We start from the raw sequence: 24,223 nt of genomic DNA on the forward strand, positions 1-24,223 counted from the left end.
TGCCGTGAAGTTAAGGGCTTTGGGCTGCTGTCAACTGGTGTTCGGTGAGGACGTCGATGGTGGTGCTCGCGCGGTGGTTGGTGCGGTCGACTTGTCCTTTGGCTCGGTGTTTGGAGATCGCGCGTTTGACGATGCGTGGGCTGATGCGTTCGCGGCGCTGTGGCAGGGGATCTTCAAGGAGGGCGCGGCCGATACGTCCCAGCAGGTCGATGGTGGTGTCGGCGAGGATGCCGGCGGCGTGGATCACTTGATCGCGGGCGGTCAGCAGGGCGATGGTGAAGCTGGCCCGGTCATCGCTGATGCCGGGATGGATGGCGGTGGCCTCAGCCATCGCCAGCCGCAGGACCTGGTAGGTGGTGAGCAGGGCGTAGATCTCCTGGTCCACGCCTGCCGGGGTGCGGGCGCGCAGGACCCGCCCGCCCAGAATGGTCGCCTTCAGCTCGAGGTAGATCGTTTCGATTTCCCAGCGCTGGTGGTAGAGGACGACGAGGTCCCGGGCCGGGTAGCGGTGCGGATCGAGCAGGGTGGTGATCAGCCGATAGTGGATGGCCCGCCGGTGGGTGCCAGACAGGGTGACGGTGATGTGGGCGTCGATGACGCGAATGGGCACCCCGCCCAGCACGCTGGTCCACGACCCGTCTGTCAGGGTGGCCAGCCGGGGTAGGGCCCGGTTGTTCTTGCAGCGGATCACCAGGTCCGCTCCTGTGTCGGCGATCGCTGTGACGAGGTCCTTGACCGCGAAGTTCCGGTCGGCCAGCAGCACCATTCCCCGCCGCAGGCAGCCGAACAAGGCGGGCGCATAGCTGGTCTCGCCGGTCTTGAACGGGCCGAAGGTCACCGCGAGCAGGGTCCGAGTGCCGCAGACCACCACGGCCAGCAGCCGGACGAGGGGATAGCCCGACCCGCCATGTGAACCGCTTTGATGCCCGTATCGGGTCAGATTCGCCGGGCTGTCGGGCACCGACATCGTGGTGCCGTCTATCGCACAAACCAGCAGCCCCCGCCACCGCAGCGCACCCGCGGGCGGGCCCGCCAGCAGGTCGAACAGCGCCTTCAACGGCGCTACCCCGACCCGGCGTCGCGCCTGGGCCAAGGCCGAGGACGACGGCAGCGAGCCCGGGTCGGCCAGGCCCGACACCAGCCGAGCCCATACCTGCCGATATCCCAGCCCGGCGAACAGCCCCGCCGCCAGCAGCAGATACACCACCACCCGCGAGGGCAGGTCCCGCAACCTCCGCTCGACCGCACCCGTTTCCGCCAGCGCCTCATCGACCATCTCAAAGGGAATGAGCTGGGTCAGCTCGCCCAGATGACCCGGCGCGAACACCCCCGCCGCGGTCCGGGTGGTCGATGTGACCGTGCTGATGGCGCACGCCAGGACAGACCTGGCAGACTGTCGGCTCAACGGAGATCCAGTCTGTTACGGATGGTTGTGGAAGATCACCCGTTCTACTGGATCTCCGTTCTTCTGTCCCAGTTTTCCGTGAACCCTTGACGTCACACCTCAAGCGTTAACTAACCGGCATTGGGGTTAGCGGTCCTCGAACGAGGCGGGCACCATGACGCGCACGCCGTTGGGCACCACGCGGAGCGTGATCGGGGTGCGCAGCCGCACCTCGCCGTCCACGTCGGCGGCCATCGGCGGGTCGGTCTCCAGGTACATCTCCCGCCCGACCACGAACGGCCCTCCAGCGAGGCTGCGCCAGCGGCCGGTGGTCGCCCTGAGCAGGGTCTCGCCGAGCAGTCGCAACTTCTTGCCCGAGCCGAGCTGGTAGGCCACCAGCAGGCCGTTGTCGATGCTGATGTCCTTGGCCACCTGCCAGCCGCCGTGGAAGCGGCCGTTGGCGATGTTGAGCTGGTGGGTGAGCAGTTCGTGGCGCTGCCCCTCGACCGTGATGTAGGCCCGGAAAGGCTTGTGGTTGGGCAGGATCGTCAGCGCCGTCAGCGGATAGGCGGGCCGGCCGAGAACCCGCTTGAGCCACGGCTTGACCTTGCCCGCGACCTCCACCGATACGCCGAAGCTGGCCAGGTTGGCGAACTCCCGGTCGCCGGCCATGCCCAGGTCGATGTCGGCCACCTTGCCGGTGGCGAACACCCGGATCGCCCCGGCCAGGTCGAGTGGCAGGCCGAGGCTGCGGGCGAAGTTGTTGGTGGTGCCGAGCGGCAGCACGCCGAGCGCCACGTCACGGTGTGCGACGTGACGCACGGCCGAGGAGAGCGTGCCGTCGCCGCCGCCCACGACGAGCAGGTCCGGCTTGGTCGCCAGAGCGGTGTCGAGCAGGTCGCGCAGCCGCTTGGGGTTGTAGACCGACAACTCGGCCAGCGGCTCGATCCCGAGGTTGTGGATCTGCTCGATCACTTCGAAGTAGTGACGCCGCCCCCGGCGGGAGCGAGTGTTCACCACCACAGCCACCCGGCGATCCCTCAGGATCGCCTCGGTGTGCTCCGCCTTGGTGCGCAACTCGCTCATGGTCATCAATCGTAGGGGCAGAAACCGCCAGCTGAGGTCGGCCGCGGAAACGCGGCCGACCTCAGGGCCGCCGGGAGTCCCGGCGGCCACACGGCTACTTCTTGGGCGGTACGACCTGGACGATGGCGCCCAGGTTGCCCGGCAGCGGCGAGATCAGCTTGAACTGCACGCCCAGCGCCTTGCCCTCGTCACCGGGGTTGCCGGTGCCGAGCACCGAGCCGGCGGCCACCTGGCCGTACAGCTCAGGAGCCGGGGTGCCGTCCGCGTGCACCACGCGGGTGGTGTACGTCTGATCGCCCTTGGACGGCACTACCACCGAGGCGTCGAAGTCCCGGTAGGCGAGCGCGCCGTTGAGCAGTTCGATGCCCGGATACCAGGTCTTGGCGTCGGTGAAGTGCGAGACGCCCTTCTGTGCCGGGAAGTCCGTGCAGTACTCGCTGAACGGCTCGTCCGGCGCCTCCAGGCACTCCTTGAACGGGTACGTCTTGCCGAACCCGAACGCGGCGTTGGACGTCTGCACGCGCCCCTGGAGGTTCTTGTTGGCCGTCGGGTCCTTCTCGGCGGCGGTCCCGGTGCGGCGCAGCGGCTCGTAGTGCGAGTCCACGACGAGCAGGCTGCCCTTGGGCCCGAGGCTCGGCGGCAGCCGCAGCGTGCTGCCGAGGTTGTTGTTGATGAACGTCGAGTCGCGGTACCACACCAGCAGGCCCGGCGCGTTGTACTTCACCTTCTGCACCTTCCACGCCCCGTCGCGGGAGTAGTCGGTGTCGTAGGTGTACTGCAGGCCCTTGTCGAAGCCGTCGAAGTTACGCCACTCGGCCAGGTAGAACCGGGAGATCTCGCGCTCGCCGTTGTTGCGGGTCCAGCCCTGGCCGCTGGTGTTGGTGAACGTGCCGCCGACGGCCTTCCACCCGTTGTCGCCGCCCTCGACGTCGTCGCTCCACACGGCCGTGCCGCCGTTGGTGAGCTGGAAGTCGTCGGCGTGCCAGCCACGCTCCTGGAAGGCGGCGTCGGTGTTGAACGCCAGCCGCAGCTTGATCGTCTGCCCGGCGAACGGCGTCAGGTTCACGTAGTCGTGCCGCCAGCCGCCGCTGTCACCGGTGAGGCCGTACTTCTTGTTGCCGAAGGCCCTGAGGTTCTTGTTCGGGTCCGGATAGTCGTCAGGCGTGCTGACCTCGTTGCCGGCCTCGTCGTAGACCTTCTGCTGGGTCCACGTCTCACCGCCGTCCGTCGACACCTCGACGAAGCCGAAGTCCCAGTCCTGCTCGATCACGTAGTTGTTCCACATCCACAACTTGAGATCGGTCCCGGCGGGGACGGGCAGGTCGCGGGTCAGCGTGAGGTTGGCCCAATCCTGATCCAGGCCGCTCCACCAGGCGTTCGAGCCGCTGTGGACGTCGATCATCTTCTGCGGCGAGGAGGCCAGGTTCACCCGGACGCCGTCGGCGGTGAGCTTGGGCGTGCGCGAGGACTGGCCGACCGTGACGAGTTTGGCGGCGTCACCGGGGTCGAACGTGGTCGGGTTCGCCCAGCCGAGCACCCACTTGTCCCACAGGCCCATATGGGTCGGCATGGACTGGAAGATCGGGCCGGAGTGGGAGCCGCTGGACATCAGGTCCCAGAAGTCCACCGCGGAGCTGGCCTGGCCGGAGGTGTCGTACAGGTCGGGCAGGCCCAGGTCGTGGCCGTACTCATGGGCGAAGACGCCGACGCCGGAGTCCTCGGGCTGCACGATGTAGTTGGAGATCTTCTTGTCGGTGCCGGGGACCTTGTAGCCGCCGGCGACCGCGCTGGAGTGGGCCCAGATGGCGTAGGTGCCCTCGGCGCCGCCGCCGGAGGACTTGTCCTTGCCGGAGTGCACCAGCACCAGGTGGTCGATGACGCCGTCGGGCTCCTGGTGGTTTCCGTCGCCGTCGGCGTCGGAGATGTCCTCGACGTCGTAGTCGGCCCACGGGAAGTCCGGCTGGGCCTGGGCGAGGGTGGTCACCGAGTCGATGGCCAGCTGCTGGGCGCCGAGCGGGTTGTCGGGGTGGCCGGACATGTCCTGAGGGGCGCCGCCGCAGGCCGCGGCGCCGTACCAGGCCTCGGAGTGCGGGACCTTGATCCAGCCGACCGCCGATCCGGTGACGGAGTAGGCGCCCTTCGACATCTCCTCGTACATCTTCTTCATCGTGAAGCCGGAGATGTCGATGCCGGGCTTGCCGTCGCGCGGATCCTTCAGGTCGGGGCGGACCCGCTCGGTGATGCCCTTGTCGGTGTAGAGCATCTTGTTGAAGTGCTCGGGGCTGAAGTCCTTGACCCAGAAGGAGTTGTTGTCCTTGTGCGGCAGCGTGGCCGGGTCCGGGATGGTGTTGTGCAGGGGGCCGTTCTTCAGCGTGCCCGGCGGCTCGACCAGGCAGTCGTCGGGTCCGCTGTTGACCGTGCGCAACCGGTTGAATCCAGAGAAGTCGTCATTGGCCTGCTCGTTGAACTCGACCAGCAGGGTCAGGAGTTTGGCGGTGCGGGTCTGCTTGGAATTCTTGAATATCCATTCAGCCGGGTTGCGGCCGGTCCTGATCGCCTCGTTCTCGCGGGCGGCGAGAATGCGGCCGGCGGCCGGGTTCCCGCTGGAGAACTTCCTGTCGAACTTCTGCGCCGGGGTCAGCGAACGCGCCCGCTGATCGGCCACGGCCGGCTCCTCCGGGTCCTTCCCGACCGCGGGCGGCGCGTAATTGATGTAGAAGTCCGAGGCCGCGGGCTCGTAATGCGCGACGGACGCCGCTTGAGCGCTGGGCACGGACAGGGCGGCGCCAAGCAGGGCGACCGCCGGGAAAGCTGCTAATAAGCGCTTCGTTCTGGGCACCAGGAACCCTCTCTGCCCGGGATCGCCGGGCGCATGGCCATAGGGTGTGCAATGCCGGACGCTAGAGCGTCAATCAACCGATCGTAAAGTACGTTGTTGAAACGTGATCAAACTACGACAATCAGAACATCAAACGCGCGGCCACCACACCGCCCGCGACCGCGCCGCCGTAGCAGATCACCGCGATCACCGGGTCGAACCTGGCGATGCCGAGCAGTTCCTCACTGGTGAACCTGATCCGGTGCGCCGCGTGGAACAGGCACAGGACGACGACCACGAGCAGGGCGAGACGTACGAGCACGTGGCCGGCCAGCGCGCGCAGGTGCTCGGCGGTGGGCCAGTCCAGCACGCCGAGCGGCATGAGCACGCCGAACAGCAGCACGAGCACCGGCAGCACGAGAGCGGCCACCACTCCCCCGCCGCTGAACAACAACCACAGGTACGGCTCCAGCGTGCGCTTCATGGCGACCTCAGGACGAAGTAGGCGATCACCGCGGAGATCAGCAACCAGAGCGAATGGTTGCCGCCCTGGATCATCCAGGCGGGCACCCGCCAGCCGTCCAGGCGGACGACGGTGGCCTTGGGCGCGAGGTTGAGGAACGTGATGGCGTGGAAGCAGGTCGCGGCGAGGGCGACCACGTTGATCGCGATCATCCACGGCTGCCCGGCCAGCGCGGCGAACGCAGGCAGGCTCCCGCTGACGACGGCGTCGAGGAACATCAGCAGGAAGACGATCGACCAGGCCACGAAGACGCTGGTCAGCTCGCGCAGCACGAAGATCGTGTAGTTGCGGGTGCGGGCGAACCACAGGTTGTCACGGCGCGGCCGGTAGGCGGTCGTCATCGTTTGCTCCAGGGCAGCACCGAGCGCACGGCGGCGGTCAGCTTGTAACGCTGGATGGCCTCGGCCGGGTCCACGTGCTTGGGGCAGACCCGGGTGCACTCGCCGACGAACGTGCACCCCCACACCGCGTCATCCTGGTTGAGCACGTCGAACCGGTCGTCCATGTCCCGCGAGTCCAGGTTGTAGCGCTGGGCGAGGGCGATGGCGGCCGGGCCGAGGAAGTCGGGGTCGAGCACGTAGACCGGGCAGGCCGAGTAACACAGCAGGCAGTTGATGCACATGCTGTACTGCTTGTACGCCTCCAACTGCGCCGGCGTCTGGGCGTACTCGGTGCTCAGCGGCAGCTCCTCGCCTTCCCTGACCAGCCAGGGGCGCACGGACGAGAGCTTGGCCAGGAAGTCGTCGATGTCCACGACGAGGTCCTTGATGACCGGGAAGCCCTTGAGCGGCTCGATCCGCACCGGCCCGTCGCCGAACTCCGACAGGAAGGTGCCGCAGGTCAGGCGGGGCTCGCCGTTGACGTTCATGCCGCAGGAGCCGCACACGCCCATCCGGCACGACCAGCGGTAGGTCAGGCTGCCGTCGAGGTGGTCCTTGACGTAGTTGAGCCCGTCCAGCACCGCCCAGTCCTCCATGAGCGGCACGTCGTATCCCTGGAAGGACGGCGCATCGTCCTCGCCGGGCCGATAGCGCGTGACCTCCAGCCGGATGGTCTTCGACGCGGTCCGCTCAATGGCTTCTTTCGTCTCAGACGCGCTCATTGGTTCCTTCACCCTCCTCATTCGCTCCGCGGGTGGCTTGCTCCGCGGCGCCCCCCGCTCCGCTTCGCGATGCACCCTGTCCAATTGCTCGCTCCGCTTCGCGACGCACCCTGTCCAATTGCTCGCTCCGCTCGCGGGGGGCGTCGGGTTCAGTCACGGCCATAAACCCTTTCTCCCGGCGGCCAGCGGGTGATCGTTACGGGGAGCAGGGTGACCGACGGGGTGCCGTCGGGGGCGCGGTGCACCAGCGAGTGCGCCAGGAAGTTGGCGTCGTCCCTGGCCTCGAAGTCGGTGCGCTGGTGTGCGCCGCGTGACTCCTCCCTGTTCAGCGCGCAGGCCACGATCGTCTGCGCGACCTCCAGCATGGTGTGCAGCTCCTGCAGGTTGATCAGCTCGGTGTTGAAGGCGGCGCCGGTGTCGTCGAAACACACATCCTCGGCGCGTTCGCGCAGCTCGGCGAGCGTGTCGACGGCCTTGGCCAGGACGTCTCCGTTGCGGTAGATGCCGGCCGCGCCCTCCAGCGTGTGCTGCATCTGCTCACGCAGGTCAGCCACCCGCTCGCCGGTCCTCCTGCCCTCGCGCGCCCGCTCCAAGCGCCGCCGCTCGTCCTCCCCCTGGCTGCGGACGGCCGCCGCCTCGCCGTCCCGGTGGGACCGGGCGAACTCGGCGGCGGCGGTCCCGGCGCGGCGGCCGAAGACCAGGCACTCGGGCAGCGAGTTCGAGCCGAGCCGGTTGGCGCCGTTGATGCTCACGCAGGCGGTCTCGCCGGCCGCGTACAGGCCGGCGATGGGGGTGGCGCCGTCGATGTCGGTGTGGACGCCGCCCATCATGTAGTGCACGACCGGGCGCACCGGGATGAGGTCGGTGGCCGGGTCGAGGTTCTGGTAGCTCTTGCACAGCTCGCGCACGAAGGGGATGCGCGTGTCGATCTTGCCTTCGCCGAGATGGCGCAGGTCCAGGTAGACGACCGGCCCGTACGGCGTGTCGACGGTGCGGCCCTTCTCCTGCTCGTGCACGAACGCCTGGGACAGCCGGTCGCGCGGGCCCAGCTCCATGCTGCGCAGCTTCGGCGTGGGCGTGGGCTTGCCGAGGTCGTAGTCCTGCAGGTAGCGATAGCCGTCCTTGTTGATCAGCCAGCCGCCCTCCGCCCTGGCTGCCTCGGTGATGAGGATGCCGGTGAACGGCAGGCCGGTCGGGTGGTACTGGACGAACTCCATGTCCTTCAGCGGCGCGCCGGCGTGGTAGGCCAGCGCCATGCCGTCGCCGGTCTTGATGGCGGCGTTGGTGGTGAAGGGGAAGACCCGGCCGCAGCCGCCGGTTGCCAGGATGACCGTCCTGGCGGGGATGGTCTCGATGCGGCCGGTCCTGATCTCCACGGCCACGACGCCATGCACGCGGCCGTCGTCGACGACGAGCTTGGTCACGAACCACTCGTCGTACCTGACGATGTCCTGGTATTTCAGAGTCGTCTGGAACAGGGTGTGCAGCAGGTGGAAGCCGGTCTTGTCGGCGGCGTACCAGGTGCGCATCTTCTTCATGCCGCCGAACGGCCGGACGGCGACACGGCCGTCCGGCTCGCGGCTCCACGGGCAGCCCCAGTGCTCGAGCTGCATCAGCTCGCGCGGCGCCTCGTACACGAACGCCTCGACCGCGTCCTGATCGGGCAGCCAGTCGCCGCCGGAGATCGTGTCGTAGCAGTGCTCGTCGAGCGTGTCGTCGAGGCCGATCACCCCGGCCGCGCCGCCCTCGGCGGAGACGGTGTGGCTGCGCATCGGATAGACCTTCGACACGACCGCCACCTTCAATGACGGGTCCAGCTCGGCGACCGCGACGGCCGCGCGCAGGCCCGCCCCGCCTCCCCCGACGATCAGCACGTCGATCATTGATGCTCAGCTCCCGTGGTCGGGTTGGATCGGGTCCTTCACCCGCTTGCCGTCATGGCGGATGGCGGACAGGTGGATGCTTCCGTCGTGGTACTCGTGGCGGATCCGGCGGCAGCCGCAGTCGAAGAACTGGTCACGGATCACCAGGCCGTAGCCGTCGTCGTCGACGAGGCGCTGACCTCCGGACCTTTTGCCGCAGGGGGCCGTCTCGGGGTCGAAGGGGATCTTCGTGCCTGTCATCGCCGATCTCCTTAGATGGGCGAAACGTCATCTCCACACAAGCACCGCGATCTGGTTCGTGAAAGGTCAGTCGGATGTGTCCTGCCGGGGGGTGACGTCGTGCTTGCCGCCCTCCTCCGCCTCCTCGACCGCCGAGGGACGTTCCTCCAGCTCGCGGGGATAGTGCAGATCGAAGGCGGGCCGCTCGGAGCGGATGGGCGGAATGCTGGTGAAGTTGTGCCGGGGCGGCGGGCAGGAGGTCGCCCATTCCAGGGAGTTGCCGTAGCCCCATGGGTCGTCGAGCATGACCTTGGGGGCGTGCCTGGTGGTCTTGAACACGTTGTAGAGGAACGGCAACGTGGAGGCGCCCAGCAGGAACGCGCCGATGGACGAGACCTGATTGAGCCAGGTGAAGCCGTCGGCCGCCCCGTAGTCGGCGTAGCGCCGGGGCATGCCGAGCTGTCCCAGCCAGTGCTGCACCAGGAACGTGGTGTGGAAGCCGATGAACAACGTCCAGAAGTGCACCTTGCCGAGCCGGTCGTCGAGCATCCTGCCGGTCATCTTCGGCCACCAGAAGTAGAACCCGGCGAACATCGCGAACACCACGGTCCCGAACACCACGTAGTGGAAATGGGCGACCACGAAGTACGTGTCGGTGATGTGGAAGTCGAGCGGCGGCGAGGCCAGGATGATCCCGGTGAGCCCGCCGATCAGGAACGTCACCAGGAAACCCACGGCGAACAACATCGGCGACTCGAACGACAGATGCCCCCGCCACATGGTCCCGATCCAGTTGAAGAACTTCACCCCGGTCGGCACCGCGATGAGGAACGTCATGAACGAGAAGAACGGCAGCAGCACCTGGCCGGTCGGGAACATGTGGTGCGCCCACACCGTCATCGACAGCCCGGCGATCGCGATCGTGGCGCCCACCAGCCCCAGGTAGCCGAAGATCGGCTTGCGGCTGAACACCGGGATCACCTCGGTGATGATCCCGAAGAAGGGCAGCGCGATGATGTACACCTCGGGGTGGCCGAAGAACCAGAAGAGGTGCTGCCAGATCAGCGGCCCGCCGTTCTCGCTCAGGAAGACCTGCGTGCCCAGCTTGCGGTCCGATTCGAGCACCAGCAGCGCCGCGGCGAGCACGGGGAACGCCAGCAGCACCATCACGCTGGTGAGCAGAACGTTCCAGGTGAACAGCGGCAGGCGGAACATGGTCATGCCCGGCGCCCGCATGCCGATGATCGTGGTGATGAAGTTGACTCCGCCGAGAATCGTGCCGAGCCCCGACAGCGCCAGTCCCATGATCCACAGATCGCCGCCTACCTGCGGCGAGTAGATCGACGACGACAGCGGCGTGTACGCGAACCACCCGAAGTCGGCCGCCCCGCCCGGCGTGAAGAACCCGGCCAGCACCATAAGCCCGCCGAACAGGAACAACCAGTACGCCACCGCGTTCAGCCGGGGGAAGGCGACGTCCGGCGCGCCGATCTGCAGCGGCATCACCACGTTGGTGAACCCGGCGAACAGCGGCGTGGCGAACAGCAGCAGCATGATCGTGCCGTGCATGGTGAACAGCTGGTTGTACATCTGCTGGCTGACCAGGTTCATGCCCGGCTGCGCGAGCTCGGCCCGGATGATCATCGCCATGATCCCGGCCGCGAGGAAGAACCCGAACGAGGTGATCAGATAGAGGTATCCGATGACCTTGTGGTCGGTCGTCGACAACCAGGAGGCGATGACGGTCCCGGTACGGCGGCGCCGGACCTGCTCGATCGAGGGCTCGCGAACGGTCGTCACGGCTGCTCCCTCCAGTGCGGAGATGGGCCTGCCCCGATCTACCCATTCCACGCCAACCGCAGCCGCTCGTGAAGTCGTTCTTTGACATTCGTGGCCCAGGTTTTTGCCCTCGTCGCACCGAGCATGTCGTCCCACATAGCGGAAGAGGGCCGGACCGTCCGGCGTGTTCTTCTATCCTTGCGGTCTGGGACCGATTCCGAGGAGAGATCTCTGTGACCGCTCAGCGTGACTACGCCGCCCTCGTCCAGCGAGGGCTCTCGCTCGACCTCACCAGGGGCAAGCCGTCGCCGCGCCAGCTCGACCTCTCCAATGACATGCTCAAACTGCCGGCGTCCTACAAGGCGGCCGACGGCACCGACGGCCGCAACTACGGCAACCTGCAGGGCCTCGCCGAGCTGCGCCGGCTGTTCGCGCCGCTGATCCAGGTGCCCGCCGAGCAGCTCGTCGTGGGCGGCAACGCCAGCCTGGCGCTCATGCACGACACGGTGGTGCACGCGCTGCTGTCCAAGGTTCCCGGTGCCGAGCGGCGCTGGATCGAGGAGCCGGAGATCACGTTCCTGTGTCCGGTGCCCGGCTATGACCGGCATTTCACGATCTGCGAGCGGTTCGGGATCAAGATGGTCCCCGTGCCGATGAACGCCGACGGCCCCGACATGGACGTCGTCGAGCGCCTCGTCGCCGGCGACGCGAGCGTCAAGGGCATGTGGTGCGTGCCGAAGTACAGCAACCCGTCCGGCATCGTCTACAGCGACGAGACGGTCCGCAGGCTGGCGGCCATGCCCACCGCCGCCCCCGATTTCCGGATTTTCTGGGACAACGCCTACGCGGTGCACCACCTCACCGACACTCCGGCCGAGCTGGCCGACCTGCTGGCGCTGGCCGCCGAGCAGGGCAACGCCGACCGGGTGTTCGTGTACGCCTCCACCTCCAAGGTGACGCTGGCCGGGGCCGGCGTGTCGTTCTTCGGCTCCTCGCCGGCGAACGCCGAGTGGTTCCTCCACAACACCGCCAAGCAGTCCATCGGCCCCGACAAGATCAACCAGCTGCGTCACGTGGAGTTCCTGCGCGACGGCGCGGGCGTGGCCGCGCACATGCGGCGGCACGCCGACCTGATCGGGCCGAAGTTCGAGCTGGTGGACAAGGTGCTGACCGAGCAGCTCGGCGGCCTGGCGACCTGGACCAGCCCCAAGGGCGGCTACTTCATCAGCCTGGAGGTGCCGCACGCGGCCGAGGTCGTGGCCAGGGCCAAGGCCGCGGGCATCGCGCTGACGCCGGCCGGCGCCACGCACCCGTACGGCAAGGACCCGGACGACCGCACGATCAGGATCGCGCCGACGTACCCGGAGCTGGACGAGCTCGAGCAGGCCATCAACGGCCTGGCCGTCTGCGTGCGCCTGGTGGCCGAGGAGCGCGGCTGACGCCTAGCGGTTGTTCCTGAAGCCGAAGATGTAGTCGCGCGTCTCGCTCGGATGGAACGAGACGCCGACCTCCGGCTCGAAGACGACGTTGTCGCGGGCGCAGTAGTAGAGGCTCTCCCAGACGGCCAGGGCCTTCTCCCTGGCCGGCGCCTCGACGTTGTCGCGTCTGCGCGCGCCGTGCGAGCCGAGCACGTTCAGCAGCCCGAACCCCCAGAACAGGCCCGTCAGGCAGAACGGGGCGAGCAGCACCTCGCCCCACTGCGGGTCCTGCCCCATCGCGATCACCAGTGACACGACCAGGTGGACCAGCGCCGCCGCGCACAACATGATGTAGCCCTGGTTCCTGGCCCACGGGGTGTAGTGGCGGCTGGGGAACGACATCCAGACCGCGAGCTGCGTACGGCTCATCACGTGCTTGGACGCGCCCAGCGTCGCGGCGGTGGGGAGGTCGGCGACCTCCCGCGTGCCCGGCAACCTGACCCGCCCGATCTTGTACGTGGTCCCCGCGGCGACCGCTCCGGGGACCGCGACGACCTGGTCAGTACGCGAGCACACCGGGCACCTGACTTCCACCTGGGCAGTTTGTCCTTAAGGAGCACTCTGCGCAAACCATAAGCTGCATGATGTGAGACCCATCGATGCCTTGGTGAGCGCCCTGCCCGAGGGCCGCGTCCAGACCGACCCCGACGTGGTCGGCTCCTACGCCCGCGACCGGACGTTCCTGGAGCCCGGCAAGCCGCTCGGCGTGGTGCTCGCGGTTTCCCGCGACGACGTGGTCACCACGATGAAGTGGGCGAGCGAGCACCGGGTGCCGGTGGTGCCGCGCGGCGGGGGCACCGGCCTGGCGGGCGCGTCCGTCGCCGGCGACGGCACGATCATCGTGTCGCTGGCCAAGATGACGGCGATCAAGGAGCTTTCCCCCGCCGACGAGATCGCCGTCGTCGAGCCCGGCGTCATCACCGCCGACCTGGACCGGGCCGCCAGGGAGCACGGGCTCATGTACGCGCCGGACCCGTCCTCGTACCAGATCTCCACGATCGGCGGGAACCTGGCGACCAACGCCGGCGGGCTGCGGTGCGTCAAGTACGGCGTCACCAGGGACTCGGCGCTCGGCCTCGAGGTCGTGCTGGCCGACGGCCGGGTGCTGAACACCGGCCGGCGCACCATGAAGGGCGTCACCGGCTACGACCTGACCGGCCTGTTCGTCGGCTCGGAGGGCACGCTGGGCGTGATCACCGCGGCCACGGTACGCCTGCGGCGGGCGCCGGCCGGAGCGCCGGCGACGTTCGCGGCCGAGTTCGGCTCGCTCAGGGACGCGGGGGCGGCGGTGTCGGCGATCATGGCGGCCGGTTGCCAGCCGTCGCTCATGGAGCTGCTCGACCGCGCCACGCTGGAGGCCATCAACGACATGCGTAACTTCGGCCTGGAGGCCGACACGACGGCCATGCTCATCGGCCAGTCCGACGCCGGAGACGGGCAGGCGGTGGCCGAGCGCATGGAGCGGATCTGCATGGAGAACGGCGCCTCGTTCGTGGCCGTGTCCTCCAGCCCGCAGGAGGCCGAGGAGCTGATCGGGCTGCGCAGGCTGGCGTACGACGCCAAGGAGCGGCTCGGGGCGTGCCTGGTGGAGGACGTCTGCGTGCCGCGATCCGTGCTGCCCGACATGATCAGCGCGATCGAGGCGACGGCGGCCCGGCACGGGGTCAAGATCTGCACGGTCGCGCACGCCGGCGACGGCAACCTGCACCCGGTCTTCATCTTCGACCGCGGTTCGGTGGAGCCGCCCGCCGAGGTGTGGGCGGCGGCGGACGAGATCTTCACGCACGCGCTGGAGCTGGGTGGCACGCTCACCGGGGAGCACGGCGTGGGGCTGCTCAAGCAGCGCTGGCTGGCGATGGAGGCCGGGCCGGTGGCCGCCGAGGTCCAGCGCGGCATCAAGGCCGTCTTCGACCCGCTGGGCATCCTCAACCCGGGCAAGGCCATCTGAGCCGCTCTTGACCAAGCCGTGACCTTGGGCGTCGCACCGTACACGACCTGCGTCGCAACACTGACTAGTGGCGTCAAAAGATGAAACTTCTTATTGGTCCGGCAGACGTCCCAACCGCCACGCTGGTAGCGTTTTGCCTCATCTATTGGGTTGTGATGGGGGTCCGACGTGAATCAGTTCCAGCCGTTGGCGGCGGACGACCCGCGACGGCTGGGGGCGTACGACATCGTCGCCCGGCTCGGCGAGGGCGGCCAGGGCGTTGTCTATCTGGGCAAGAGCGACTCCGGGGAACAGGTCGCGGTCAAGCTGCTGCACCACGCCCTGGTGGCCGATGCCGACGCCAGGACCCGGTTCCTGCGCGAGGTGGCGGTGGCCCAGCGGGTGGCCAGGTTCTGCACCGCCCCCGTTCTCCACGCCGACCTGGAGGGAAGCCGGCCGTACATCGTGAGCGAGTACGTCCCCGGGCCCTCCCTGCGTGAGCTGGTCATCAACGAGGGCCCGCGACGGGGTGCGGCGCTCGAACGGCTCGCGATCAGCACGGCCACCGCACTCGCCGCCATTCACCGGGCCGGAATCCTGCATCGCGACTTCAAGCCCGCCAACGTGCTCATGGGGCCCGAGGGGCCCGTCGTGATCGACTTCGGCATCGCCCGCGCCCTGGACTCGCCGGGCGCCACGGCCACGGGGATGGCGATGGGGACGCCGTCGTACCTGGCGCCCGAGCAGCTGAGCGGCGCGGCGGTGTCGGAGGCGGCCGACGTGTTCGCGTGGGGCGTCACCATGGTGTTCGCCGCCACGGGCAAGCCCGCCTTCGGCGCGGACTCCATCCCGGTGGTGATGAACCGGATCCTGAACGAGGAGCCGGAGCTCGGGAGAATGGAGGGCGAGCTGGCCGGGCTGGTGGCCGCCTGCCTGTCCAAGGACCCCAGCCAGCGCCCGAGCGCCGACGAGCTCATCCTCCGTCTCACCGGCCAGCCGGCCCCGAAAGCGGCCATCGAGCCGGTGACCGGCCAGCAGCTCGGCGTGGCGGGCGTCCCGCCGGCGGGCCCGCAGCCCGGCACGGGACCTCAAGCCGGTGCCGCCCACCCCGGCCCTTGGACGCAGCCCACCGGTCCCCAGCCCGCGGCGACGGGCCAGCAGCACGGCACACCTCCGCAAACGGGCCCCTACGGCCTTCCTGCCGCCGCGGCCCAGAACGGGCCCGGCCAGGGCGCCTCCCCCATGGGAACCGCCCCCGGGACCGGCTCCCCTCACAGCGGTCTCCAGCCCGGGATGGCCGGCCCCCAGAACGCCATGCCCGGCAACGGCCCGCACGCGGGAGCGCCCCAGGGCGGCACGCCATATGGCGGTGGCCACCAGGGCGGTCCCACCAGCGGCCCTCAGGCCGCCGCATCCGGCATGCCCGGCAGCGGCCCGTTCCAGGGAGGAGCTCCGGGCGGACCAGGCGGATACAGCAGCCCGGGCGCTCCCGGTGCCCCAGCTCAGCACGGCGGGCACAGCGGGCCAGGCGGGCCTGGTAGGCCGCCTGGCGGAACCGCCGGACCGGGCGGCCCCGGCGGCTCTTCACGGCCCGGTGACCGCACTCCGGCGAGACAGCGCCGTACCCTGACCCTCGCCCTGTCCGGCGCCGCAGCCGCGGCCCTGCTCGTGGTGGCCGGCGCCGTCGTGGTGCAGGCCAACAGCAAGCAGATCCCGGTGGTGGCCGTGAAGGACTCCAGCGCGAGCACCCCTGGCGACGGCTCGGGCGCCGGCCAGCCCGGCGAACCCCCGACCACCGATCAGACCCCCGCCCCGGTCGTCCCGACCGACACCTCGGAACCGGTCCCCACCATGGACATCGAGGTCCCGGAGGAGACCAAGAAGCCGAAGAAGCAAACCAAGCAGCCGGTCGCCCAGGTTCCGACGACCCCGGTCGAGACGTCCCAGCCACGGCCGCAGACCACCACGAAGCGGGCCGAGCCTTCGCCGAAGCCGACCAAGAAAAAGCAGACGAATACGGTGGACCCGGAAACCGAGCCGACTTCAGCGCCGCCTCCGACCTCCGGCCCCACGACCACCGTTGCTCCTACGAGCAAGCCGACCAAGACATACGTTCCGCTCAAGCCCAACCCGTACAGAGCGACGTCCCTGTGCGGCGCCGGCTATAAGGTCGTCGACTCGCACGCCCTGCGCAACGCCACGATCTACCTGCTGTACAACTCCAGTGCGGGCAAGAATTGCGTGGTCACGCTGTCGCGCTTCGTCCACCCGGGCAAGGTGCAGATGAACGCGATCCTTCAGGTGAAGGGCGGATCCAGCGCGAGCAACCCGGGCAGGTTCACGGCATACGCAGGGCCTATCAGGCTTCCCGCCGCCAAGAAATGCGTGATCTGGGGCGGACAGTGGGCTGAGCAAATCTGGAAGTCGGGCTGGAGCCACTGCGGCTGACGTCGCTCCGTCCGTCGGCCACAGCCTTTCCCACCCCAAGCCCTGCCCGGTGCCTCATGGCTCGCCGGACAGGGCTTTCGCATGTGGAAGACGACGGCTACCGTAGTTGACGTGATCGTCAGGTCGTCGCCTGTGCTGACGCCCAGAGGCCAGCGGACGCGCGCCGCCTTGCTCCACGCGGGACGCGAGGCGTTCGAGGAGCACGGCTACGACGCCGTGCGGATCGACGACGTGTGCCGGCGGGCCGGGGTTTCGCACGGCTCCTTCTACACCTACTTCGGCTCCAAGGAAGCGCTGTTCGGCGAGGTGGCCGAGGCCGTGGTCGGGGAGATGTTCGCGGCGAGCGTCGTCGGGGACACGGCCACCGGCGATCCGTACGCGCGCATCGAGGCGGCCAACCGCCTCTACCTGCGGGCATGGGCGGCGAACTCGCGGCTCGTCCGGATGGTGGAGCACGCGGCCGTTTCCGAGGAGAGGTTTGGGCGGCTGCTGCTGGAGCTGCGCGAGGTCTTCGTACGGCGCGGCGCGGACGGGCTGCGGCGGCTGCAGGAGCAGGGGCTGGCCGATCCGGCGCTGGATCCCAGGGTCACCGCCATCATGCTGGGCGGGATGGTGGAGCATTTCGCTCATGTCTGGCTGGATCTGGGCGAACAGGCCGACGAGGAGATGGCCGTCGATCATCTGACGCGGCTGTGGGCGCAGGCCATCGGGTTGACGCGCACGTCAACTACGGAGGGCGCATGATCAGGAGCAGGATCGACCCGCTCGGCGACGAATACCGGCAGCGGCGCGAGGCGATGCTCGCCAAACTGGCCGAGCTCGACGCCGAGCACGCCAAGGCGGTGGCCGGCGGCGGGGAGAAGTACGTCGAGCGGCACCGCGGCCGGGGCAAGCTGCTCGCCAGGGAGCGCATCGAGCTGCTCGTCGACCCGGACTCACCGTTCCTCGAGCTGTCGCCGCTGGCGGCCTGGGGCAGCGAGTTCCAGGTCGGAGCCGGGATGGTCGCCGGGATCGGGGTGATCGAGGGGGTCGAGTGCATGATCACCGCGAACGATCCCACGGTCCGTGGCGGGGCGTCGAATCCGTGGACGTTGAAGAAGTCCCTGCGGGCCGCGGACATCGCGCTGCAGAACCGCCTGCCGTACGTGAACCTGGTCGAGAGCGGCGGCGCGGATCTCCCGACGCAGAAGGAGATCTTCATTCCGGGCGGGCGCATCTTCCGCGACCTGACAAGGCTGTCGGCCGCCGGGATCCCGACCGTCGCGCTGGTCTTCGGCAACTCCACGGCCGGCGGCGCGTACGTGCCCGGAATGAGCGACTACGTGGTGATGGTGCGGGAGCGTGCGAAAGTGTTCCTGGGCGGCCCGCCCCTGGTCAAGATGGCGACCGGGGAGGAATCCGACGACGAGTCTCTAGGCGGGGCCGAGATGCACGCCAGGATCAGCGGGCTGGCCGACTACCTCGCCCAGGACGAGCACGACGCGCTCAGGATCGGGCGGCGCATCGTACGGTCGCTGAACTGGCGCAAGCTGGGCGTCACCCCCGTTTCCGCGGAAGATCCGAAGTATCCGGCGGATGAGCTGCTGGGGATCGTGCCGGAGGATCTCAAGGTGCCGTTCGACCCGCGCGAGGTGATCGCGAGGGTGGTGGACGGGAGTGAGTTCGAGGAGTTCAAGCCGCTCTACGGGGCCTCGCTGGTGACGGGATGGGCGCGGATCCACGGCTATCCGGTGGGCGTGCTGGCCAACGCACGCGGCGTGTTGTTCAGCGAGGAGTCGCAGAAGGCCACCCAGTTCATCCAGCTCGCCAACCAGTCACGCACCCCCCTTCTCTTCCTGCAGAACACGACCGGCTACATGGTCGGCAAGGACTACGAGCAGGGCGGCATCATCAAGCACGGCGCCATGATGATCAATGCGGTCTCCAACTCGACCGTCCCGCACCTGACGATCGTCATGGGCGCCTCGTACGGCGCGGGCAACTACGGCATGTGCGGGCGCGCCTACGAGCCCCGCTTCCTGTTCAGCTGGCCGAGCGCCAAGTCGGCGGTGATGGGCCCGGCGCAGCTCGCCGGGGTGCTGTCGCTCGTGGGACGGGCGTCGGCCCAGGCCAAGGGGCAGGTGTACGACGAGGAGGCCGACGCGGCGATGCGTGCCATGGTCGAGGCCCAGATCGAGGCCGAATCACTGCCGTTCTTCCTGTCCGGACGGCTCTACGACGACGGCGTGATCGATCCGCGCGACACGCGTACCGTGCTGGGCATGTGCCTGTCGGCGATCAACAGCGCCCCCGTGCCGGAGCCCCAAGGATTCGGGGTGTTCCGGCCGTGATCACCCGCCTGCTCGTCGCGAACCGGGGCGAGATCACCCGCCGCGTCTTCCGTACCTGCAGATCGCTCGGCATCTCCACAGTGGCCGTCTTCGCCGACCCCGACGCGGACGCGCCGCACGTGGCGGAGGCCGACCTCGCGGTACGACTGCGCGGCGCCCGCCCGTCCGATACCTACCTGGACATGGACCGGATCATTGAGGCCTGCGTGGCGTCCGGGGCGGACGCGGTGCATCCCGGCTACGGCTTCCTGTCGGAGAATGCCGCGTTCGCACAGGCGGTGCTGGCCGCCGGGCTCACCTGGGTGGGCCCGCCGCCCGCGGCCATCGAGGCCATGGGGTCGAAGATCACCGCGAAGCGGCTGATGGAGGAGGCCGGGGTCCCGGTCCTGCCCTCGCTCGACCTGGCCGCGCCCGCGGGGTTTCCCCTGCTGGTGAAGGCGTCCGCCGGTGGCGGCGGACGCGGCATGCGGATCGTACGGGAGGCCGCGGAGCTGGCGCGGGAGGTCGAGTCCGCGCGGCGGGAGGCGGAGTCGGCCTTCGGCGACCCGGCCGTCTTCGCCGAGCCGCTGCTGGAGCGGGCCAGGCACGTCGAGGTGCAGGTGCTGGCCGACACGCATGGGACCGTGTGGGCGCTGGGCGAGCGTGAGTGCAGCGTGCAGCGGCGGCATCAGAAGGTCGTCGAGGAGTGCCCCTCGCCGGGCATCTCGCCCGAGGTGCGGGAGCGGTTGTGCGAGGCGGCGGTCCGGGCCGCGCGCAGGATCGGCTACACCGGGGCCGGGACGGTGGAGTTCCTGGTCCAGGGGGATCGGGTGGCGTTCCTGGAGATGAACACCCGGCTCCAGGTCGAGCATCCGGTCACCGAGCTGGTCTATGGTGTCGACCTCGTGCGGCTGCAGCTGGAGGTGGCCGAGGGGATCGCCTTGTCCCCGGCTCCTCCGAAGGCGTCAGGGCATGCGGTGGAGGTGCGGCTTTATGCGGAGGACGCCGATTATCTGCCGCAGTCGGGGGTGTTGCGGCGGTTCGAGGTCGGCGGGGATGTGCGGGTGGATGCGGGGGTGGAGTCGGGTTCGGTCGTCTCGCCGTACTACGACCCGATGCTGGCCAAGGTGATCGCGCACGGCACGTCCCGGGCCGAGGCGGTGCGGAAACTCGTCGCGGCGCTGCGGGGAGCACGGCTGCATGGCCTCACAACAAACCGGGATTTGTTGGTGAAAATCCTGACAAACCAGGCTTTTGTGGCCGGTGACACCCACACCGGCTTCCTGGCCGCCGACGGTCCCCTCGGCGCCGACACGGCGGAGCCGGCCGACCACTTGCCCGCGCTGGCCGCCGCCCTGGCCCTGGCCGCCGCCAACCGTCGCCGCGCCCCCGTGCTGGCCGGTCTGCCCAGCGGCTGGCGCAACGTACGCTCCCAACCCCGGCGTGCCTGCTTCACCGGCATCGAAGTGGTCTACGACCCGCTGCCGGACGGCGTGGTGACGATCAGCACGGAGCCCCACCGGGTGGTCCTGGAACGCGACGGCGTCCGGCACACGTACGAGATCGCCCAGTACGACGAGGACGGCACCGTCTATGTCGACCACGCAGGCGGCCACGCCGAGCTGACCCCGGTGCCCCGCCTGCCCGAGCCTGTCGAGCAGATCGCGCCGGGCTCTCTGCTGGCTCCGATGCCGGGCAGCGTGCTCAGGGTCGAGGTGGCGGCCGGCGACCGGGTGGTGAAGGGCCAGTCGGTGCTGGTGCTGGAGGCGATGAAGATGGAGCATCGGATCGCCGCCCCGGCCGACGGCGTGGTCTCCGGCGTGCACGTCGAGAAGGGACAGCAGGTCGAGGCGGGCGCCGTACTGGCGATCATCCAGGAAGGGAACCCATGACGAGCCTCGTACGCAAGGACCTGGCGGGCGGCGTCGCCACCGTCACGCTGGACTCACCGCACAACCGCAACGCCTTGTCCGTACGCCTGCTCGCCGACCTCGAAGACCAGCTCACGTGGGCGCTGGCCGAACCCGCGGCCAGGGTGATCGTGCTGACCGCCACCGGGACCGTGTTCTGCTCGGGCGCCGACCTGAAGGAGCAGAAGGCGGCGGGCGCGCCGGTGACGGCGTCGCTTCCGGAGATCTTCACGCTGCTCTGGGAGAGCCCGAAGCCGGTCGTCTGCCGGCTCAACGGCACCGCGCGGGCAGGCGGCCTGGGGCTGGTGGCCTCCTGCGACTTCGCGATCGCGCCGCTGACGGCGTCGTTCGCGTTCACGGAGGTACGCCTGGGCGTCGTGCCCGCCATGATCTCCGTACCGGTGCTGCGCAGGCTCGATCCCCGGGCGGCGGCTGAATACTTCCTGACCGGCGAGGTGTTCGACGCCTCCACGGCCGCCGAGATCGGGCTGTTGTCGCGGGCCGTGCCGGAGGAGGAGCTGGACGCGACGGTGGCGCACTATGCGTCGATGTTGATCAAGGGTGGCCCGGAGGCGCTGGCGATCACGAAGCGGCTGCTCAGAGAGGTGCCCCAGCTGTCGTTCGAGGAGGGGCTGCGGCGGATGACGGAGTTGTCCGCCGAGCGGTTCACCTCGGAGGAGGGCCAGGAAGGGATCGCGGCGTTCTGGGACAAACGCCCGCCGCGGTGGGCGTCGCCGTGACGCTGCGCATCGCGAACTGCAGCGGCTTCTTCGGCGATCGGCTCTCGGCGGCGCGGGAGATGGTCGAGGGCGGCCCGATCGACGTGCTGACCGGCGACTGGCTGGCCGAGCTGACCATGCTCATTCTGGCGGGCAACCGGCTCAAGGGCCGGCCCGGCTATGCGCCCACGTTCCTGCGCCAGCTCGAGGACGTTCTCGGCCCCTGCCTCGACAGAGGCATCAAGATCGTCTCGAACGCGGGCGGCCTGGACCCGGCCGGGTGCGCCGAGGCCGTGCACGAGCTGGCCGGCCGGCTCGGCCTGTCCCCCAACGTCGCGTACGTCACCGGCGACGACCTCACCGGCCGGCCGCTCGATCTGATCAACGCCGACACCGGTGAGCGGCTCGACGCGACCCCGCTGACCGCGAACGCGTACCTGGGCGGGCGGCCCATCGCGACCGCGCTGTCGGCGGGAGCGGACGTGGTGGTGACCGGCAGGGTGACGGACGCGGCGCTGGTCACGGGGCCGGGCATGTGGCGGTACGGCTGGGGTCCCGGCGATCTCGACGCGCTGGCCGGCTCGGTGGTCGCCGGGCACGTCATCGAGTGCGGCTGCCAGGCGACCGGCGGCAACTACGCGTTCTTCCAGGAGGTGCCGGACCTGGCGCGCTGCGGCTTCCCGATCGCCGAGCTGCGGGCCGACGGGTCGGCGGTGATCACCAAGCATCCGGGCACAGGCGGTCTCGTGTCGATCGGCACAGTGACCGCGCAGCTCGTCTACGAGATCGGCGGCCCGCGTTATCCCGGCCCCGATGTGGTGGCCAGGTTCGACACGATCACCTTGTCGCAGGAGGGGCCGGACCGGGTGCTGGTGTCCGGGGTCCGCGGGGAGCCGCCGCCGGACACCCTCAAGGTCGCGGTCAATTACCTGGCCGGCTACCGCAACACGATGACGCTCGTGCTGACGGGGCTGGACGTGGAGGCGAAGGCGAGGGTCGCGGAGGAGGCGATCTGGGCGCGGGTCCCGCGTGAGTCGTTCGACCAGGTGGACGTGACGCTGACCGGCGGCGGCCTGCTGCGGATCACGGTCATGGACGCCGACCGGCACAAGGCCGGCCGGGCCTTCTCCTCGGCTGTGGTGGAGACGGGACTGTCCAGCTATCCGGGTTTCCACGGGCTGACGCCGCCGGGAGACGCCTCGCCGTACGGCGTGTACTGGCCGGTCCTCGTCCCGGCCGCCGAGATCCGCCCCCGGGTGTTCCTGAACGGCGACGAGGTCCCCCACGAGGCCTCCCGCGCCGCGCCGCCCGCCGGCTCGCTCCCGGCGCCCGCGCGGAGTGAAGTGACGTCGATCGGCGGGCCGGTGGTACGGGCGCCACTCGGGCGGATCGCCGGGGCCCGATCAGGCGACAAAGGCGGCAATGCGAACCTCGGGGTCTGGGCCGACACCGCCGGCCGCTACGGCTGGCTGGCCGCCCACCTCACGATCGCCAAGCTCCAGGAGCTGCTCCCGGACCTGGCCCCGTACCGGATCGAGCGTTTCGAACTGCCGAACATCCTGGCGCTCAACTTCGTCGTCCACGGCCTGCTCGGCAGGGGCGTGGCGGCGAGCCCGCGCATGGATCCGCAGGCCAAGGCCTTGGGCGAGGAACTACGCGCCCAGCTCACGGACATCCCCGCCGAGCTCCTTCCCGACGCCTGAGACCGCCGTGGGCCACGCCCCCCCACCCCAGCAGCGCCGCCCCCAGCAGGCCGGCCTGCACACCGAGCCGCGAGGCCCGCACGTCCGGAGCGGGCCGGAAGGCCAGGCGCTCCGCCAGGCGGGCGCGTACCGGCTCCAGCAGGGCGTCGCCTGCCTGCGACAACCCGCCGCCGATGACGATCTCCGCCGGATCCAGCAGCAGCGTGTACGTGGCCAGCGCCAGGGCGAGAGCCTCGACCGCTTCCCGCCAAACTGCAGCGGCCGCCTGGTCCCCCTGCCGCATCCTGCGAAGGACGTGCTCGGCAGACGGCTCCCCGCACCGCGCCGCGATGGCCCCCGCCGACGCGTAGGCCGCCAGGCAACCTCGCTGCCCGCACCCGCACGGCAGCCCGTCAGGCCGGACCGGGATGTGTCCGATCTGCCCGGCCCATCCGCCCGCGCCCCCGTACGGTGAGCCGTTCAGGACGACCGCGCCCGCGATCCCCGTGCCGATGGGCAGGAACAACACATCCCGCCCTCCACCGGCCCCATAGACCAGTTCGGCCTCCCCCGCGGCCCGCACGTCATGCCCCAGCGCCACAGGCAGGTCCACGTCCGTGAACGCGGAAACCGGAACGTCGCGCCACCCGAACGCCGCCGAGAAGACCGCGTGCGTGGGCGTGACGAGCCCCGGAACCGCCAGGCCCACGGCCACCGGCCGCATTCTTCCCCGAGGCCTGGACAGATCGCCGGTGAAGGCCGAGATGGCGGCGATCACCTGCTCCGCGCCCTCCGCGCGGGGCGTGGGGCGACGCTCGGCGTAGAGGATCGTCCCGTCACGCGCGACCAGTCCACCCTTCATGGTGGTCCCGCCGACATCGATCGCCGCAACGCACTCCATCCCGCCCTCCAACAATCACTTTGAGATCAGCATCCCCCATAGAGAAGAATGTCCC

Annotated in this window: 19 protein-coding genes; 8 read left to right on the forward strand and 11 right to left on the reverse strand. The window is 69.4% G+C overall.

Annotation, left to right across the window (positions count from 1 at the left end):
- Positions 1 to 10: 10 nt before the first annotated feature.
- From EDD27_RS27025 to ctaD, 9 genes are all read right to left on the reverse strand, one after another.
- The gene (locus EDD27_RS27025; RefSeq protein ID WP_206641400.1) at positions 11 to 1,405 is read right to left on the reverse strand and encodes an IS4 family transposase; all 1,395 of its coding nucleotides are present in this window, start codon (positions 1,403 to 1,405) and stop codon (positions 11 to 13) included.
- 126 nt (positions 1,406 to 1,531) lie between these two features.
- Positions 1,532 to 2,470, reverse strand: a complete 939-nt coding sequence (locus tag EDD27_RS27030; protein WP_127934869.1) for a diacylglycerol/lipid kinase family protein — start codon at positions 2,468 to 2,470, stop codon at positions 1,532 to 1,534.
- A gap of 94 nt (positions 2,471 to 2,564) precedes the next feature.
- Positions 2,565 to 5,309, reverse strand: a complete 2,745-nt coding sequence (locus tag EDD27_RS27035; protein ID WP_206641675.1) for an immune inhibitor A domain-containing protein — start codon at positions 5,307 to 5,309, stop codon at positions 2,565 to 2,567.
- 121 nt (positions 5,310 to 5,430) lie between these two features.
- Complete coding sequence (gene frdD, locus EDD27_RS27040; RefSeq protein ID WP_127934871.1) at positions 5,431 to 5,772, reverse strand: fumarate reductase subunit FrdD; 342 nt, start codon at positions 5,770 to 5,772, stop codon at positions 5,431 to 5,433.
- Positions 5,769 to 6,152 (reverse strand): succinate dehydrogenase/fumarate reductase transmembrane subunit, encoded by a 384-nt coding sequence (locus EDD27_RS27045; protein ID WP_127934872.1) that lies wholly within the window; start codon positions 6,150 to 6,152, stop codon positions 5,769 to 5,771. Before EDD27_RS27045 ends, frdD begins: the two co-directional genes overlap by 4 nt.
- Positions 6,149 to 6,913 (reverse strand): succinate dehydrogenase iron-sulfur subunit, encoded by a 765-nt coding sequence (sdhB, locus tag EDD27_RS27050; protein WP_127934873.1) that lies wholly within the window; start codon positions 6,911 to 6,913, stop codon positions 6,149 to 6,151. The genes EDD27_RS27045 and sdhB overlap by 4 nt, the downstream gene beginning before the upstream one ends.
- Positions 6,914 to 7,062: 149 nt before the next feature.
- Entirely contained in the window at positions 7,063 to 8,796 is a 1,734-nt protein-coding gene (gene frdA / locus EDD27_RS27055) for a fumarate reductase (quinol) flavoprotein subunit (protein ID WP_127934874.1), read from the reverse strand.
- Positions 8,797 to 8,802: 6 nt separating this feature from the next.
- Entirely contained in the window at positions 8,803 to 9,036 is a 234-nt protein-coding gene (locus tag EDD27_RS27060) for a hypothetical protein (protein WP_127934875.1), read from the reverse strand.
- A 66-nt stretch (positions 9,037 to 9,102) separates the two neighbouring features.
- A complete protein-coding gene (gene ctaD, locus EDD27_RS27065) occupies positions 9,103 to 10,815 on the reverse strand; it encodes an aa3-type cytochrome oxidase subunit I (RefSeq protein WP_127934876.1) in 1,713 nt (570 codons plus the stop codon).
- Positions 10,816 to 11,027: 212 nt separating this feature from the next.
- On the opposite strand from ctaD, the gene EDD27_RS27070 reads away from it, so the two are divergent.
- Positions 11,028 to 12,233 carry an aspartate aminotransferase type Ic gene (locus EDD27_RS27070; protein ID WP_127934877.1) on the forward strand — a complete coding sequence of 402 codons (1,206 nt, stop codon included), beginning with the start codon at positions 11,028 to 11,030 and terminating at the stop codon, positions 12,231 to 12,233.
- Positions 12,234 to 12,236: 3 nt separating this feature from the next.
- Here the strand turns inward: EDD27_RS27070 and EDD27_RS27075 are convergent, their stop codons facing one another.
- The gene (locus tag EDD27_RS27075; protein ID WP_127934878.1) at positions 12,237 to 12,806 is read right to left on the reverse strand and encodes a hypothetical protein; all 570 of its coding nucleotides are present in this window, start codon (positions 12,804 to 12,806) and stop codon (positions 12,237 to 12,239) included.
- A 52-nt stretch (positions 12,807 to 12,858) separates the two neighbouring features.
- Here EDD27_RS27075 and EDD27_RS27080 point away from each other — a divergent pair, with 52 nt between their 5' ends.
- From EDD27_RS27080 to EDD27_RS27110, 7 genes are all read left to right on the forward strand, one after another.
- Positions 12,859 to 14,220 carry an FAD-binding oxidoreductase gene (locus tag EDD27_RS27080; protein ID WP_241564275.1) on the forward strand — a complete coding sequence of 454 codons (1,362 nt, stop codon included), beginning with the start codon at positions 12,859 to 12,861 and terminating at the stop codon, positions 14,218 to 14,220.
- Between the two features lie 168 nt (positions 14,221 to 14,388).
- Positions 14,389 to 16,647, forward strand: a complete 2,259-nt coding sequence (locus tag EDD27_RS57930) for a serine/threonine protein kinase (RefSeq protein ID WP_206641676.1) — start codon at positions 14,389 to 14,391, stop codon at positions 16,645 to 16,647.
- Positions 16,648 to 16,758: 111 nt separating this feature from the next.
- A complete protein-coding gene (locus tag EDD27_RS27090) occupies positions 16,759 to 17,391 on the forward strand; it encodes a TetR/AcrR family transcriptional regulator (RefSeq protein WP_164903806.1) in 633 nt (210 codons plus the stop codon).
- On the forward strand, positions 17,388 to 18,977 hold the full coding sequence (locus EDD27_RS27095) for an acyl-CoA carboxylase subunit beta (RefSeq protein WP_127934880.1): 1,590 nt from the start codon (positions 17,388 to 17,390) through the stop codon (positions 18,975 to 18,977). The genes EDD27_RS27090 and EDD27_RS27095 overlap by 4 nt, the downstream gene beginning before the upstream one ends.
- A complete protein-coding gene (locus EDD27_RS27100; RefSeq protein WP_127934881.1) occupies positions 18,974 to 20,848 on the forward strand; it encodes an ATP-binding protein in 1,875 nt (624 codons plus the stop codon). The genes EDD27_RS27095 and EDD27_RS27100 overlap by 4 nt, the downstream gene beginning before the upstream one ends.
- On the forward strand, positions 20,845 to 21,606 hold the full coding sequence (locus EDD27_RS27105) for an enoyl-CoA hydratase-related protein (protein ID WP_127934882.1): 762 nt from the start codon (positions 20,845 to 20,847) through the stop codon (positions 21,604 to 21,606). The genes EDD27_RS27100 and EDD27_RS27105 overlap by 4 nt, the downstream gene beginning before the upstream one ends.
- Positions 21,603 to 23,288 (forward strand): acyclic terpene utilization AtuA family protein, encoded by a 1,686-nt coding sequence (locus tag EDD27_RS27110; RefSeq protein ID WP_127934883.1) that lies wholly within the window; start codon positions 21,603 to 21,605, stop codon positions 23,286 to 23,288. Before EDD27_RS27105 ends, EDD27_RS27110 begins: the two co-directional genes overlap by 4 nt.
- On the opposite strand, the gene EDD27_RS27115 is transcribed toward EDD27_RS27110, so the two are convergent.
- Positions 23,251 to 24,168, reverse strand: coding sequence for an ROK family protein (locus EDD27_RS27115; protein ID WP_127934884.1), 918 nt, complete (start codon positions 24,166 to 24,168; stop codon positions 23,251 to 23,253). The two genes, EDD27_RS27110 and EDD27_RS27115, sit on opposite strands and share 38 nt — an antisense overlap.
- Between the last annotated feature and the right edge of the window lie 55 nt (positions 24,169 to 24,223).

The sequence above is a fragment of the Nonomuraea polychroma genome (assembly GCF_004011505.1).
In the GTDB taxonomy this organism is placed as follows: Bacteria; Actinomycetota; Actinomycetes; order Streptosporangiales; family Streptosporangiaceae; genus Nonomuraea; species Nonomuraea polychroma.